This is a genomic window from Litchfieldia stipae (assembly GCF_014837155.1).
Lineage (GTDB): Bacteria > Bacillota > Bacilli > Bacillales > Bacillaceae_L > Litchfieldia.
The window spans coordinates 45,663-62,930 of the sequence record NZ_JACYHA010000001.1 but is presented as its reverse complement, the minus strand read 5'-3'; the positions used below and the strand labels follow the sequence as shown (position 1 = coordinate 62,930).

General features: G+C 34.6%; 11 protein-coding genes and 2 riboswitches. Of the genes, 8 read left to right on the top strand and 3 right to left on the bottom strand.

Translation table 11 applies throughout. The features are described from left to right. Nucleotides 1–102 precede the first annotated feature (102 nt). Nucleotides 103–210, bottom strand: a riboswitch (SAM riboswitch). 234 nt (nt 211–444) lie between these two features. Continuing rightward, a complete protein-coding gene (locus F7888_RS00265) occupies nt 445–1,872 on the top strand; it encodes an amidohydrolase family protein (protein ID WP_191775946.1) in 1,428 nt (475 codons plus the stop codon). 115 nt (nt 1,873–1,987) lie between these two features. Further along, on the top strand, nt 1,988–2,944 hold the full coding sequence (locus F7888_RS00260) for a calcium/sodium antiporter (protein WP_191775943.1): 957 nt from the start codon (nt 1,988–1,990) through the stop codon (nt 2,942–2,944). Between the two features lie 56 nt (nt 2,945–3,000). Here the strand turns inward: F7888_RS00260 and F7888_RS00255 are convergent, their stop codons facing one another. Both F7888_RS00255 and F7888_RS00250 read right to left on the bottom strand, forming a co-directional pair. Continuing rightward, complete coding sequence (locus tag F7888_RS00255; RefSeq protein ID WP_191775940.1) at nt 3,001–3,393, bottom strand: DUF2500 domain-containing protein; 393 nt, start codon at nt 3,391–3,393, stop codon at nt 3,001–3,003. A gap of 96 nt (nt 3,394–3,489) precedes the next feature. Next, complete coding sequence (locus F7888_RS00250; protein ID WP_191775937.1) at nt 3,490–4,332, bottom strand: bifunctional 5,10-methylenetetrahydrofolate dehydrogenase/5,10-methenyltetrahydrofolate cyclohydrolase; 843 nt, start codon at nt 4,330–4,332, stop codon at nt 3,490–3,492. 94 nt (nt 4,333–4,426) lie between these two features. Continuing rightward, nucleotides 4,427–4,514: riboswitch (ZMP/ZTP riboswitch) on the bottom strand. 218 nt (nt 4,515–4,732) lie between these two features. Here F7888_RS00250 and F7888_RS00245 point away from each other — a divergent pair. Beyond that, complete coding sequence (locus F7888_RS00245) at nt 4,733–5,536, top strand: uroporphyrinogen-III synthase (RefSeq protein WP_191775934.1); 804 nt, start codon at nt 4,733–4,735, stop codon at nt 5,534–5,536. Between the two features lie 204 nt (nt 5,537–5,740). After that, entirely contained in the window at nt 5,741–6,265 is a 525-nt protein-coding gene (locus F7888_RS00240; RefSeq protein WP_191775931.1) for a DoxX family protein, read from the top strand. 122 nt (nt 6,266–6,387) lie between these two features. Here the strand turns inward: F7888_RS00240 and F7888_RS00235 are convergent, their stop codons facing one another. Next, nucleotides 6,388–7,620 carry an aminopeptidase gene (locus F7888_RS00235; protein WP_191775927.1) on the bottom strand — a complete coding sequence of 411 codons (1,233 nt, stop codon included), beginning with the start codon at nt 7,618–7,620 and terminating at the stop codon, nt 6,388–6,390. Between the two features lie 183 nt (nt 7,621–7,803). On the opposite strand from F7888_RS00235, the gene F7888_RS00230 reads away from it, so the two are divergent. The 4 genes from F7888_RS00230 to F7888_RS00215 all read left to right on the top strand — a co-directional run bounded on the left by F7888_RS00230 (nt 7,804) and on the right by F7888_RS00215 (nt 17,245). After that, nucleotides 7,804–8,949: a CAP domain-containing protein gene (locus F7888_RS00230; protein ID WP_191775924.1), complete on the top strand. Its 1,146-nt coding sequence runs from the start codon at nt 7,804–7,806 to the stop codon at nt 8,947–8,949. Nucleotides 8,950–9,149: 200 nt separating this feature from the next. Continuing rightward, entirely contained in the window at nt 9,150–11,768 is a 2,619-nt protein-coding gene (locus tag F7888_RS00225; RefSeq protein ID WP_191775921.1) for an EAL domain-containing protein, read from the top strand. A 139-nt stretch (nt 11,769–11,907) separates the two neighbouring features. Next, the gene (locus F7888_RS00220; protein WP_191775918.1) at nt 11,908–13,977 is read left to right on the top strand and encodes an EAL domain-containing protein; all 2,070 of its coding nucleotides are present in this window, start codon (nt 11,908–11,910) and stop codon (nt 13,975–13,977) included. A gap of 28 nt (nt 13,978–14,005) precedes the next feature. Next, on the top strand, nt 14,006–17,245 hold the full coding sequence (locus F7888_RS00215) for a response regulator (protein WP_191775916.1): 3,240 nt from the start codon (nt 14,006–14,008) through the stop codon (nt 17,243–17,245). Nucleotides 17,246–17,268: the final 23 nt, after the last annotated feature.

The following is a 17,268-nucleotide window of genomic DNA, read 5'->3' as shown; positions in this document are numbered from 1 at the left end:
CCCATTTCAGTATGTAGATAGGAAAAGTATGTTTATTGGTTGAATGATTCATGAAAAAAAGCCTCTTTCATCTGAAAGAGGCATCGCAATAATAGTTCATACGACTTATCTTTCAGAATAAATTTCATTCTGCAGGAAGTAGCACCTTTCCCTAAAAAGGAGGTTGCTGGACGTCGAAGGGCCTGATCCCTCGGTCACTCTGGATAAGAATTATTATTCAGTTTTTTTGGCTAATTTGAATAATATAGATTATATTGAAACATGTCAATCATATTTTTTGAGTAAAAATGAATATAACGCTTACATCATTGATACTTCAATGAAATAAAAATTTAAAGTTTTATAGCTTTTTTGATAAGGTCTGTATTTATCAGAATATAGAAAATATAAACACTTTAATGATATGATATTCAATATATAATAGGAGATTAAGGGGGTAATGAAATGAAAGTTGATTTAATAATTGCAAATGGCTTTGTCTTAACGATGGAGGGCAAAGGTGTTGGAATGATCGAAAATGGGGCTGTTGCCATTAAAGGAAATAAGATTGAAGCAGTAGACAAGACCGATGTTATCCAACAAAATTATCAGGCTGAACGATTAATTGATGCAAAAGGTAAAGCCGTGTTACCTGGACTAATTGATGCTCATATTCATACAGGGATGGCGATTTTTCGAGGTGTGGCTCAGGATATGTCCAATTGGATGCAAAAAGGCCTTTGGCCTTTTATGAAGCACTTAACAGAAGAAGAAAGCATCAAAGGATCAATGTTAAATATTGTTGAGGGAATTAAAGCTGGCACTACAACATTTGGTGATTATGATTCATCGATGCCAAAGCTGGTAGAAAATTATGTGAAAATAGGTGCAAGAGCAAGAGTAGCAGAGCTTGTTAATGAGATTCCTGATGATATTGGAGATTTACCTGTTGGAGAACTCTATCCATTTTATCCGGAAATCGGTGAAAGGAAATTAATAAATAATATTGAATTACTAGAGAAATGGCATGAAACTGAGAATGGTAGAATAACCGCTATGCTAGGACCCCATGGACCAGATATGATGAGCCTTGAGCTCTTAAAGGAAATGAAGGAGCTAGCTCTTAAATATGATACAAGATTACATATGCATGTTGCTCAAGGAGACCGTGAAATTGATCAAATGGTCAAACGATATGGTAAGAGATCCATCCCATTCTTGGATGAGCATGGATTCTTAGATGAACGATTATTAGCAGTACATTTAACAGAGGCGACAGACGATGAGACAAAGTTGTTAGCAAAAAGAGGCAGTTCAATGATTTATTGTGCCGGAAGTATTGGAATCATAGATGGATTAGTTCCTCCGCTCTTAACATTTATTGAAAGTGGTGGGAAGGGAGCTTTAGGCTCCGATCAAGCACCGGGGAACAATTGTAATAATATGTTCAATGAGATGAAGTTCGCTGCGATCTTAAGTAAGGTCAAGAGAAGTAATCCTGTTGTATTTCCTTCAACATTAGCTCTGAGACTTGCAACGATTGAATCTGCAAGAGCTATCGGGCTTAGTCATGAGATTGGCTCGATAGCACCTGGAAAAAAAGCAGATCTCATCATTGTAAACCTTGCGGAAGCAAATTTGAGCCCAGTATTCTCCACACCAATTCGTAATATTGTACCAAACCTTGTCTATTCTGCTAGGGGTCATGAGGTAGAAACATCAATTATTGATGGCAAAGTGATTATGGAAAATAGAATCATCCAAACAGTGGACGAGGGGATGGTTGTTCGTGAAGCTCAGGCTGTTGCTGATGCAATAAGTATTCGAGCAAAAGACGATATTTTATCAGCAGAAAGTGATATTCTTGAGATGATGAGGAATAATTATTTATAAGGTATACAAATGCACTGCAAGCGTATTGTAGTGCATTTGTGTATGAACATTCGCGTCACGAGTATAATGAAAGATACTATGCTGGTGAATTAAGAAATGGGGTTATGATTACAAGATGACATATGTATTATTAATCATTGGGTTTGCACTATTAATCAAAGGGGCAGATTATTTTGTTGAGGGATCTTCAAATATAGCAACATTGTTGAAGATACCACCTTTGTTAGTTGGTTTAACAATTGTTGCTCTTGGAACAAGCTCTCCTGAAGCAACAGTCAGTATCTTGGCTGCATTAGAAGGGAGTGCAGATGTGGCGGTTGGAAATGTCGTAGGGAGTAATATCTTTAATATTACCTTTGTTATTGGATTAACGGCATTATTGAATCCATTAAAAGTCGAAAGCACAACAATCAGAAAAGAAATCCCTTTTACATTATTAGCAAGTGTTGCTTTACTAGTTCTGATGGCAGATATTTTTTTGCAAAATGCGAGCTCTAATTTAATAACTAGAAGTGATGGTCTCATCTTCCTATTATTTTTCTCTGTATTTATGTACTATATCATTGAAATTGCTCTTAATAGTCGTGATACAAAAAGTGAGAATCCTACGGTACACAAAAAAGGAGCATGGGGGAAGAATATATTCTTTACCATTCTAGGATTAGCGGCGATTATTTATGGTGGGAATCTAGTCGTTAAAAGCAGTACAGAAATAGCATTAGCGCTTGGTATGAGTCAAACATTAGTGGGACTAACCATTATTGCTGTAGGAACTTCCTTGCCGGAATTAATCACCTCAGTAACAGCTTCAATAAAAAAGCAAAGCGAGATTGCATTAGGGAATATTGTAGGAAGTAATATCTTTAATATTCTGTTTGTATTAGGAACAACTTCGATTATCTCACCACTTCCAGTGGATTCAAAGATCTTCTCAGATGTACTCTTTATGATTGCTTTCACAATCGTGTTGCTTGTTTTTTCTATATCAAGATCAAGAGTCGGACGATACGAAGGAATGACTTTAGCGATTGCCTATATTGTATACATGGTATATATTATCATCCGAAATTAAAAAGAAGCTATCCTTTCTAGGGATAGCTTCTTAGTATATAAGTAGATATTAGGCAATTAACTGTTTGGCTTTCTTTCGAATCCTACATAACGAGTTCCTTGAAAAGTTAATCTTCCAGTGTCTCCTTCAGTTAATAATCCAAACTCTTTTCCTGAAACATGAAATTCAGACCGATCACCACTTTCAAATTCAAATGTTACATAATAATGAGTATGTGTAGAAGAGTGATGATGATCATTATGTAAATTGCTGCTACGCCTTACATCAGTTCGCTTTGATGTAAGAATGGCAGGTACAATAAGTCGTGGTGATTTCTCATTCTTGTGCCACTGACTAATGCCTTTAGAAATCGTAAAAACGAACAAACTAATTACAATGATAAAAATGATAGCAATAAAAATCGGTCCAATTTGAAACATCAGATCACCAGCAAAAAAAGGATCATGCATTGTTTTCATCCTCTCAAATAGAATAATAATTAATATACGTTTATTGCTAATTTAAGTTTCAAAAAAAAAGCAGACGTATAGTCTGCTTAGAAGATGCTATTTCACTAATTTTTCTGCTGCAGCAACGGTTTGTTTTAATAGCATTGAGATGGTAACTGGACCAACTCCGCCAGGTACTGGTGTTATTGCACTTGATTTTGAAAAACAAGCCTCATAATCGACATCGCCCACATTTCCTTCGTTATAGCCTGCATCAAGAATGACTGCTCCTTGTTTAACCCAATCTCCTTGTACAAAATTTGCTTTGCCAACAGCTGCTACAATGATATCAGCTTGTTTTACGATTTCAGGCAAGTTTTGTGTACGAGAATGACAAGTAGTTACTGTTGCATTACGATTTAATAACAGCATTGATACTGGTTTTCCAAGGATTGGGCTTCTTCCAATGACAACAGCATGCTTTCCTTCAACTGGAATATTGTAGTAATTTATGATTTCAAGAATGGCAGCTGGAGTACAAGAAGGGTATTCTCCAAACCCAAGTGCTGTTTGTCCAAAGCCAAGGCTTGTCACACCATCTACATCTTTTTCTATATTAATGGCTTCAAATGCTGCTCTTTCATCAATTTGCTCAGGAACAGGATGCTGAAGTAAGATTCCATGAATGGCTTTATCGTTATTTAGCTCATGAATGACGTGGAGTAATTCTTCAGTAGTTGTTTCCTTTGGTAAATCGATTCGTTTCGATAACATACCGATACGTTTACAAGCATTCCCTTTCATTTTTACATACGTAGCAGAAGATGGATCATCCCCAACTAGTATAGTTGCTAGACAAGGAGTGATACCTTCAGCTTTTAATTTCTCAACCCTTACCTGTAATTGATCTTTAATCTCTGCTGCAACCTTTGAACCGTCAAGTAGTAGAACATTCTCCATTTCAATTCCTCCTATGGTAGTAGTATGGTCAATTAGACTTACATTTTTTACTAAAATAAATGAAGATTGAAAAAAAGAGACAAGGGGACCCCTTGCCTCTTGCCCAGACGAACGGCTATTATGGCTAATTACGTAGCTCCCTTGTGGTTAAATCCACAATCTCGTCAGTTACTACGATTTATGTACATTTGATTTAAATTCGTATTTATCATAACATGAATTGGCTAAAGAGGGAATAATAACATTTATTTCAGAAAATTCTTAATGAAATTGATGATTTATCATCAGATTGTTCATGTTTACACTTTATTGATGAAAAATTCTTTTTTTGAGCGTTTACGAAGAACATTATATATGATAGTTTTAGAAAAAGTGATGGTTTGTGAAGGAGGAACATGAATTGAAGAAATTAGAAGGAAAAAGAGTGGCTTTAGTTGGGCCACGTAAAGCAGAAGAAATAAGTACGATTGTTAGCAACCTTGGAGGGATTCCAATCGTTAGACCTGCGCAAGGAACGGTCTTCTTAGATGATACGAATGTTGATGATCAAATTAAGAGACTCGTTAATCGAGAATTTGATTGGATGATTCTAACTACAGGTGTCGGAACTGATAGATTATATCAAACTGCCAAGAATTTAGGCTTAGATAAACAATTTATTACTTCCTTACAGGAAATGAATATTGCAGCTAGAGGATACAAAACAGTTAATATGTTAAAAAAACTTGGACTTACCCCACTTGTAAGAGATGACGATGGAAGCACTGCGGGGTTAGTAAGGAGTCTTACATCGTATTCATTAGAAGGAAAAAATGTGGCATTACAGCTACATGGTGATCCAGCTCCGATTCTAATTGAGTGGTTAGAGTCAGAAGGAGCAAATTACATTGAAATCTTACCTTATATTCATACTCCACCAGAAGAGACTGTTCTTGAATTATTAGTGAAAGAACTATTAAATGGTGAGATTGATGCAGTGGCATTTACTAGTACACCTCAAGTCCGCTTTTTAATGAATTATGCAAGCGAAAAGGGGATTGCTCATGACATTAAAGAACGATTCAAAGATTCAGTAGTGGCACTTGCTGTAGGAAAAGTAACAGCACAAGCATTAAGAGAGGTTGGTATCGACCGGATTGTATATCCTAAGAATGAGAGAATGGGAAGTATGATTGTCGAACTGGCAAATTACTATCAACAATAATTCGAAAAGCCATAGAAATATGGTTTTTTTTAATGGGATAATACTGTAAACACTATGGTTGTAATAAAAAGTTCACATCTTTATGAATGAATTGTGAAGTTTCTCACATAACTATTGTGAATATGTTCACAAGGTAGTAAGATACAGACATAGAGAGAAAACAAAAACAAATTCAAAATAAAAAAACGCAAGGAGAGGATCAAGATGATCAACAAATTTATTAGAGAAAACCGTATTGCAGCAGGAATTTTAACAGTGATTAGATTGTACTTAGGATGGAGCTGGATGACAGGTGGTTGGGGTAAATTAACTGCTGGTGGATTTGACGCAAGTGGATTCCTAAATGCAGCTGTAACAAACCCAGTTGCAGACAAAGCAACAGGCGCAGCACTTTATCCAACTTATACAGCTTTTATAGAAGGCCTAGCACTTCCAAACGTAGGAATGATTAACTTCTTAATTCCTTGGGGCGAGTTCTTAGTAGGTGTTGGTTTATTACTAGGATGCTTAACAACAGCGGCCATGTTCTTCGGATTACTAATGAACTTCATGTTCATGTTCGCTGGAACTGTTAGCACAAACCCATTAATGATTTTACTAGGGGTAATTATTTTAGCAGCTGGTGCAAATGCAGGTAAATTCGGAGCTGACTATTATGTCCTTCCTTATTTAAGAAATAAATTTACTAAATTTGGTGCCAACAAAGAAACGACAACTAATGTTGCTTGACCTCTCTAATTTTACCTCACAACCCCTCACCGCAATCGGTGGTGAGGAGAGGGCTTTTTGAGAGATAAAAATATAAACAAATAAAAAACGCTGAGGACCTCAGCGTTTTTTTTATAAACAATTTAGAAAGCCCAGTTTCCTTTTCTGAAGACTGGTTCGACAGTGCCGTCAGCTTTGATCCCGTCAATGTCCATGTCAGCAGATCCAATCATGAAGTCTACATGTGTAATACTCGTGTTCAAGCCTTTTGCTTCTAACTCTTCTTTAGACATTGTTTTTCCACCCTCAAGACAGAAGGAGTATCCATTCCCGATTGCAAGGTGATTTGATGCATTTTCATCAAATAAGGTGTTAAAGAAAATAATGTTCGAGTTAGAGATAGGAGAATTATGTGGGACGAGTGCAACTTCACCTAAATAATGTGAGCCTTCATCTGTTTCCACTAATCTCTTCAATGTTTCTTCACCAGCTTCAGCTGTTACATGAACGATTCGACCTTTTTCAAATGTGACTTTGAAGTTTTCAATCAAATTGCCACCATAGCTAAGTGGTTTCGTGCTTGTTACATAACCTTTTACACCAGTTTTTAACGGAACAGTGAAGACTTCTTCAGTAGGCATATTTGCAACAAATGGTGTTCCTTGCTCGTTTTCACTTCCTCCACCTATCCACACATGTGTTTCAGGTAATTCGATGGTTAAATCAGTTCCTGGAGCTTTATAATGCAACCGCTTGTATTTCTTTTCATTCAGATATTCTTCTTTTGTTTTTAATGTTGCGTTATGCTCTTTCCATGCTTGAACAGGGTCCTCTAGATTGACTCTTGTCGCCATGAAGATAGCTTCCCATAATTTTGCTTCTTGTTCTTCCTTTGGTGCATCTGAGAAGACTTTGGCTGCCCATGCTTCAGATGGCACGGCAACGATTGACCAACTGATTTTATCAGATTGAATAAAGCTTCTGAATTTCTCCATAGCCATTCCGTACGCCTTATTGGCATTTGCAATTCGATCTGGGTCTACTCCCTTAAGTAAATCAGGATTTGAAGCGATAACAGATAGAATAGCTGCCCCATCTTCTCCCATTTCCTCATAGCCTTTTGCTTTCCATGTTGGGTATTCTGTGAAGGCCTCATCAGGAGCTAAATCATATTTCAAACGTGTCATTTCCTCATCTGACCATTCAATATGGACATTTTTTGCCCCAGCCTCATACGCTTTTTTAGCTACTTTTCTAACAAACTCAGCAGTAGAAATAGGTGCATTAACAATAAGTGTTTGTCCTTTTTGAATATTAACACCAACTCGGACAGCTAGGTCTGCATATTTTTCAAGATTCTGTTCAAATGTACTCATTAGAATCCTCCTTCTTTATGTATAGACTCATATTACCACGATTTATATAAGGAAGGAATAAATTGCTCCTTTAAAAAATCTGAATGGTGAAAATAATGAATATATGATTGAATATGATATTCTATTATTGATTGATAATTTGTCGTTTGGTTAGAATGAGTATTAGAAACGGAGGAGAAACCAATGCGGCGTTTTTTCTTATTAGTAGCGACCATCTTTTTTTTGTATGCTTCATGGACTGTCGTTGAGAAGAAGATTGAAGATACAAAATACGGGAATGCGATTGAGACAATAAAAATAGAGATTGATGGAATAAAAGAAAGTCCAGAAGTAAAAGGGTTCATTGAAACGACTTTTACCTCTTTTTTGGAGTTTTTAGCAGGATTAAATAAAGCAACAGAAGAACAAACGGAATCATCTAATGAGTTCGAATCAGAAGATGCTGTGAGTAAGCCAAATTTAGAAGCACCCACTGAACAGATATTTTCTATTTATAATGTAGAACTTGGAGATACAAGGGAAGTGGTTGAAGGCTCGATAGGTGAAGCGAAAAGAAGATCATATAATGAGTATGGAGTTGAGTGGTATACATATCATGATCATTACATGAATTTCATGATGGTAGCTTATAATGAAGAAAGTAGAGTTGTCGCCATGTATACAAATCAAGAATTGATAACATCTAGTAAGGGGATAGAGTTAGGTACTAGTAAAGAGTTAGTGCTTGAAAAACTCGGTGATCCTATGGAGTATATCAACAAAGGATTAGTGAACTATCAATTTCAAGCGGATCGAGATTATGATATGTTCGAGTGGGATGATAGCTTTGTTACAATCTTCTATGATCAACATAAACAAAATACTGTAACCGCCATACAAATTATTGATAAAGAATTAGAAAAGAATCGAAAAGATTTCTACACTGAGTCTAGTGACCAATTAAAGGAAGGGTTCGAACGTCAATTGTTTGATTTGACAAATGCCTCAAGAGTAAGACATGGATTAGATCCATTAATATGGGATGATGAAGTGAGTATAACAGCAAGAAAGCATAGTGTCGATATGGCAGAGAATCAATTCTTTGATCATACCAACTTAAAGGGGCAGTCCCCATTTGATCGAATGCTGGAGGATCAGATAGAATATTCTGTAGCAGGTGAAAATCTGGCACTAGGTCAGTTGAGTAGTATCTTTGCGCATGAAGGTCTAATGAACTCCTTAGGACATCGAGAAAATATATTGCATCCCGATTTTGAATTACTTGGTGTAGGTGTGGCCTTTAATGAGAAGTCTAACCCTTACTTTACCGAAAATTTCTATACAAAATAAAAGCCTTTTCTTTAATGGGCTTTTTTTTATTTCAAAAAAATAGGAACCTCTTCCTATAAGAATAGGAAGATAAGGTGATACATATTTCCTATATAATCTAGCAAAATAAGGGTATAGAAAATTACGATTAAAGACAGAGCCATTGTTCGAAAAAGATTAGTTTAACCAGTTACACTTAGAATTCCAAGGGGGAATATGTCATGCCCAAATTATCATTCCTAAAAAAAAGAATCGGTTCAAGCTTAATTAATCATTCAGAGTCTTTATATGAAAACACCTTTTTTGACGAAAATAAATTTACTGAAATGTTCGCAAATCATCCCGACGCCGTCTTTGTATTAGATGTGAACAGGAAAGTACAAATTGTCAATCAATCTATTCAACGTATTTTTGGATATGGAGTGCAAGAACTGAGAGGTAATTTAGAAAAAATTTATGAAAGAAGCAACAGAGGAATAGGAAAGCAATATTTTCAAAAAGCCTTGAATGGGAAGGCTCAAAATTTTCAAGCAGTTGTTTATCATAAAAATGGACGACTGATCCATGTTGACATTACGTATGTACCAATATTAGCCGATAATACGGAAGTCATTGGAGTGTATGGCATAGCCAAGGATATCACAGTTCATGTTGAACGTGAAAAAGAAGTGAATAAAATTAAAAATAGCCTCGAACTAGCTCAACAAATAGGTAGTATCGGAAGCTGGGATTATGACATTGTTGAAGGTGAGATCTATTGGTCTAAGCAAATGTTCGATATTTGTGGACTTGATTTCCACCATGACTCTACGCTTTCATTAGAAGAAGCCTTACAATATATCCATCCAGAAGATCGACAAACGTATAAGAATGCTATAAATCGTTCTATTAAAACAAGTGAGAGCTATTCGATTGATTATAGAATTCTTAAGAGAGATGGTACATTCATTTATGTATCCGGACTAACTGAAATTATATTGGATGAAAATAAAAAACCGATACGACTAGTTGGAATTATTCAAGATATTACAGCAAAGATAGTAACAGAAGAGAAGCTTAATGAAATCAACAAAGCAGTTCAACATATTGCTTATCATGATTATTTAACTGATTTACCAAATCGGATTTTCTTTGAGAATAAAATTGAATCGTTAATAAAACAATCTTCACGTAGTAAGGCAGCTTTTTCTATCATGTATTTAGGCTTAGATCGTTTTAGACATATTAATGAATCACTTGGACATTTGATTGGTGATCAATTATTACAGCAATTAAGTAAAAGAGTTAATGCTTTATTAAATGATTCTTCACTTTTGGCAAGAATGGAAGGAGACGAATTTGGAATTATTATTTGGGATTATACCCAAAATGAATATCCGATTACATTAGCAAAAGTAATCATTGATTGCTTAAATAAACCTTTTATGGTAGAAGATTTCGAATTATATCTAACTGCTAGTATTGGTATTAGCTCATACCCTGTAAATGGTAAAACAGTAGAAGAAATATCAAAGAATACACATGCAGCATTATATAGAGCGAAGGCAAATGGTAAAAATAATTATCAAATCTACTCTTCATCTTTAAATATCAACGCATTTAAACAATTCTATTTAGAAAGGGATCTACGAAAGTCAATTATAAATGACGAATTGCTTCTTCATTTTCAGCCTAGAGTATCACCTTCAACTGGGAAGCTTATAAGTGCGGAAGCATTAGTCAGATGGGAGCATCCGGTATGGGGGATTGTATCCCCAAATGAATTTATTCCATTAGCTGAAGAAACTGGGTTTATAAATGATATCGGGGATTGGGTATTACAACAGGTTTGTACGTTTATTAAAGCCTGGAAGCAAGCGGATTTACCGATTGTCCCAATATCGATAAATATATCTGCTCAACGATTTTTAAAGAATGATTGGAAGTTCAATTTTATAAAAAGGCTGGAAGAAACGGACACAGATCCTTCATTGATTGAACTTGAAATTACCGAAACAACTCTGATTAAATATGAGAAAGAAGTTATAGCTGCATTTCAATTTTTAAAGGAATTTGGGATAAAAATTGCCTTAGATGATTTTGGAACAGGCTACACATCATTTTCTTATATTAAAGACTTTTCATTTGATACGATTAAAATTGATAAATCTTTTATTAGACAAATAGCGCATGAACATAATGCCGAAATTATTATTAAATCATTGATTTTTATGGCGAAGGGGTTAAATATGAATGTGGTTGCTGAGGGAGTTGAAACAAATGAACAGCTTACATTCTTAAAGCAACAAGAGTGTAAGGAGGTTCAAGGATATATTTTCAGTAAACCCATTTCAGATAAACAGTTCCAGGTAATATTAAGAAAAAGGATACTAAAACCTATTTTTAATAGTGATAAACAAATTGATTTAACAGACCGTAGAAGTTATTATCGCATTAACTTAGTATATCCATTGTGTTCTGATATGGCATTGACATCCATACAAGGAAAACAGGTTCAATTAGGGAAAACTAATGTATTAATCGAAGATATTGGTCCAGGAGGACTTAGATTTCTATCAACGATTCACTTACCAATTCGACCAGATGTAACATTTGAATTTGAGACACTGATTTTAGGACAAACGCTCAAGTTAAAAGGACATATCGTTTGGAAGGATGAATTAAAGGGTGTATTTCAATACGGTCTTAAATTCTCAATTGATGAACATGAAAGAGATTGCATAGTAAAAATATTGAACAATTTTTCATTACACCTTCGTTCCCATTCAATTGTTCCGAATTGTAGCTTTATGGAGGAAGATCGATTTACTTATTTGAAAAGAATGAATTCAAATGAATGAAGTTAATATGCATAGTATAATTGGAATAATTTAGTATGGACAATCACAGATAAATAATCCCCACTTTTCCAAAATTTATGGTATCCTAAATGGAGAAAATGTCGAAAATGTGTCAGTTGGGAGTGGGGTATCTGTGGCCATGAATGACAATGAAAAAATAAATATACTTATCGTAGATGACCGACCTGAGAATCTATTAGCATTAGAGGTTATCATTGAAAGAGAAGATTACAATATTATTAAAGCTTTCTCAGGAGAAGAAGCTCTTAAATATTTATTGAAATATGACTTTGCAGCGATACTATTAGACGTCCAAATGCCTGGCATTGACGGTTTTGGAACTGCTAAAATTATAAAAGCCCGAGAAAAAACTAAGAACATACCAATCTTATTTATTACAGCCAATAATATGGATTCTGATCATATTTATATGGGGTATTCTGTTGGTGCGATTGATTATATCATGAAGCCCTTTAATCCAATTATTTTAAAAACAAAGGTGGATGGGTTTGTAGAACTTTATAAGATGAAACAGCTACTTATCCAGCAATCAGAAGCTCTCATTCAAAAGAATCGAGAAATTGAGTATATGGCGTATCATGACAGCTTAACTGGTTTAGCGAATAGAAGATTATTTAACGATGAATTAAATAAACAGATTACAATAGCTAAAATGTCCAATAAACCATTAGGTGTCTTATATTTAGATATGGATCGCTTCAAATATATCAATGACTCATTGGGTCATGTGATTGGTGATAAATTGCTTCAAGAAGTTGCAAGAAGATTAGAGTTGAATATTAGGGAGAAAGGTCTCGTTGCAAGAGTTGGTGGAGATGAATTTATCATCATGCTACCAGATATGGATCGAGAAATGGCACTTGATGTAGCAGAGAAGCTATTAGTATCATTTAAAACACCTTTTTTGATTGATAATTTCGAATTATTTGTGACTACATGCATTGGCTTAAGTGTTTTTCCTTATGATGGTGAGGATACTGTTACTATTATCAAAAATGCAGACGCAGCTTTATACCGAGCTAAGGAACAGGGGAAAAATAAATATAAGGTTTTCCATTCAGGAATGAATATTCAGTCTTACCGTACATTTATCCTTCAGAATGATTTGAGAAAAGCGATTTCAAGAAATGAACTTACGCTTGTATATCAACCAAGGGTAGAGGTTGAAACTGGGATAGTGACAAGTGCTGAAGCTTTAATAAGGTGGAACCATCCAAGCTGGGGACAAATTCTTCCACTAGAATTTATCTCTTTAGCAGAAGAAACAGGTCAAATTGTTGAAATTGGAGAATGGGTTCTGAAGACAGTGTGTGAACAAATAAATTCTTGGAAAGAGAAAGGTCTTATTCCAATTCGAATTGCTTTGAATTATTCCTCACAACAATTTCTTCAAAAAAACTTAATCGAACATATTGAACAAGAAATAGCAACAACTGGTGTTGATAGTAGATGGCTAGAAATTGAGATTACAGAGTCTGTGATTTTAGGAAATGAAGATATTATCACTCAAACCTTAACCCAGCTTAAGAAAATGGGCATAACGATTAGTCTTGATGACTTTGGGACAGGTTATTCATCTTTAAATTATTTAAGACGTTTTCCTGTAAATACAATTAAGATTGATAAGTCATTTATTAGAGACCTATCACAGCAGAGTGATAGTAGAGCCATAATTGGTGCTATTGTAGCATTAGCAAGTAATCTTAAGATGTCAGTTATTGCTGAAGGGGTAGAAACAAAGGAGCAATTAGATATCATTTCTGATTACAAGTGCCATGAATTTCAAGGGTTTTTATTTAGTCAACCAGTTGGAGCACTTGAATTTGAAGTGTTTTTAGCAAATCAATTAGAGAACAAAGCTCCTAGAAAAGAAACGAAAGCTAGATTCATTGACAGTCAAGTTCTAACACCTATCGGAAAGGACTTGAAGGGAGAAATACTTGAAGCTGCAATTCATCATACAAAAGCTTTATATTCGATCTCACAAAGGGAATTTGATGTCTTTAAATTAATTATTAGTGGGTTAAGTAACAAGGAAATTTCAGAGCAACTTTTTATTAGTGAACATACAGTCAAAAATCACATAACTCGTATTCTCCAGAAATTAAATGTGACTGACCGTGTCCAAGCAATGGCAATGGTTTATGAGATATGCATTAAAGAAGGAGAAACTCTTATTATTAACTAATAACTAAAATGACAAAGGGTGCTCTAAAATGAAAATTAGAACAAAATTACTGTTAGGACTTAGCACACTCCCGATCATACTATTAATTCTCCTTGGAACTAGTTGGTCACAAATTTCTACTATTAATGAAATGAATCAATCTGTACAAGACGGCTTTGATACAACGATATTAGTAGAACAAATTCATCGTGATATAAAGGATGAAGCGATTCTATTAAGAAATTTAGTTCTATATAATGATGATATTTCGATTCAAGAAGTGCTAAATAATTTACAGGTTGAAAATGATGCAATTATACAAAATATAACTCTATTAGAAACCAAAGTTAGCACTGATGAACATAACGAAATGATGGAACAATTAAAAAATACAAATAGCGAATTTAATGTATACAAAGAGTCGTTAATAAAATTGATAAATGAGGGGAAAAGAGAAGAAGCATTATCACTAATGGATGAGAACTCTTCAGAACTCCATGACCGTTTTTTTGACATCATTAAAGAATTTACAACTAGTTTTGAAAGAAGTATGGATGCCTCCTTGGAAGAGATGTTAAGTGATTTTCAAAAGGAAATTATAATTGGAATCGTAATATTAGCTATTACAATCATGTTACTACTAATTCTTGTCTTTAGAAGTGTGTGGAGAATTTCTACACGGTTAAATAAAGTTTCTAATGTGATGACCGGCATTGCAAATGGACGAATTGAATTAAGTACTAAAGTTGATGTCATATCAAATGATGAAATAGATGAAGTTGCAGCCTCCTTCAATCGGATGACAGATTCTTTAGCAGAACAGAGGGAAAAGGAACAAAATCTTGCATGGTCAAAGACGAATATTGCGGAGATTATGACAAGTTTAAATGGTGCTCGTAACTTAGAGTCACTTGCTCAAACATTTCTCTCGAAGGCTGTTCCATTGGTTGAATCAAGTCATGCTGTTTTTTATGTGCAAGACTTAGATGAACATAGTGAACTAACATATAAGTTATTAGCATCATATGCATTTAAAGAAAGAAAACATATGTCCAATACCATTCGAGTAGGAGAGGGATTAATAGGACAAGCGGTGATAGAAAAAACGCCAATCATTTTAACAAGTGTTCCTTCAGATTATATTCATGTACAATCTGGCTTAGGAGAGGCTCCACCATTAAATATTTATGTTCTACCTATTTTGTTTGAAGGCGATGTGAAAGCGGTCATAGAAATGGCGTCATTCAAACCATATAATGAAACACAACAAGGACTACTAGAAGAACTGGTAAATGGCTTAGGGATTGTCCTTGATAGCCTCATGGGAAGAATACGCTTAGCTAACCTTTTAGAAGAATCGCAGACATTGATGGAGGAGGTACAGGCACAATCTGAAGAACTCCAAAATCAGCAAGAAGAACTGAAAGCAACCAATGAGGAATTAGAGGAACAAACACAGGCTCTAAGGCAGTCTGAAGAGAAATTACAAATGCAGCAAGAAGAATTAGAGCAAACAAATACAGATTTAATAGAAAAAGCAAAGACATTGGAGCATCAGAATAGGCGTTTTGAACAAACAAATAGAGAGGTAGAGAAAGCTAGAGCAGAGCTTGAGGAAAAAGCAAAACAGCTATCATTAAGTTCAAAATATAAATCTGAATTTCTAGCAAATATGTCACATGAATTAAGAACACCTCTTAATAGCTTATTGATCTTATCTAAACTATTAGCTGATAATGTAGATGGAAATCTTTCAGCAAAACAAGTTGAATTCTCAAGAACTATTTATTCGTCAGGAAATGATCTATTATCGCTAATTAATGATATCTTAGATTTAGCCAAGATTGAATCAGGGAAAATGGAAGTAAATGTAAATAAAGTATTCATTGATGATATTGCAAAATTTGTTAATAATCATTTTAGACATATAGCTATTCAAAAGAAATTAGACTTTAATGTCATTTTGAAGGAAGACCTTCCAGATTATATTTATAGTGATGAGGTACGCATGAAACAAGTTTTGAAAAATCTCTTATCCAATGCCTTTAAATTTACACAAGCAGGAGAAGTAACTTTAGAAATTGATGTGAATCAATCTAAAGAAAATTCACTCGCATTTTCTGTCATTGATACTGGAGTGGGGATTCCTGATGATAAACAAGAGCTTATTTTTGAGGCGTTTCAACAGGCTGATGGAACAACAAGCAGACAATTTGGTGGAACTGGCTTAGGATTGTCAATTAGTAGGGAAATTGCAAATCTCTTAAATGGTAAATTAACTGTAAAAAGTAAAGTAGGAAAAGGTAGTGTTTTCACATTTTATATAAGTGATTATGAAGAGAGTGAAACGATAAATAATGTAGTGGTATTAGACGAGGTTGCGACGTCTATTGATGAATTAAATCAGAAAGAAGTACAATCTGTGATAGAAAATGAGAACTTAGTCAAGAACGAAGAACTTACTCAAATAAAAGAGGAAAATAGTCATATAAAGAGAGTTCTAATTGTTGATGATGATTTGAAACAGCGTAGTAGTCTAATGGAATTAATCGGTGATATGGACATCATTATTAAATCAGTTGCTACTGGGTATGAAGTTATTGAAGAGTTGAAGGTTAATCATTTTGATTGTTTAATTCTTGATTTAGGTTTAACTGACACCAATGGCTTTGAATTGTTAGAAAGAATTAAGGAGCGGGCAGAAAATAATGATATGAAGGTGATTGTATACACAGGGCGAGACCTATCTTCAAAGGAAGAAATGCAATTAAATAGGTATGCCCATACAATTATTATTAAGGATGCACATTCTCCGCAACGACTAAAAGCAGAGCTAGAATTGTTTGTGAATGGGAATGATGAAGAAGTTCATGTGATGGAACCTATGAATCTTGAAGAAATGAACAATACATATGGCCTTATTGGGAAGAAGGTTCTAATTGTTGATGATGATGTACGTAATGTTTATGCACTTTCAAGTATTCTAGAACAATATAAAATGGAAATTAGCTTTGCAGAGAATGGAAAAGAGAGCCTTGATATGTTACGGGAAAATCCACAGATTGATCTTGTCTTAATGGATATTATGATGCCAGAAATGGACGGATATGAAGCCATTCAAAGGGTGAGAGAGATTCCTGAATTGGTGAATTTACCAATTATTGCACTTACAGCAAAAGCAATGAAAGAAGATCGTATTAAATGTATGGAAGTTGGGGCATCTGATTATATCGTCAAACCTGTAGACCCAGACCAGCTTATTTCTTTAATAAAGGTATGGCTATATTAATCTAAGAAGGGACCATGTAAAAA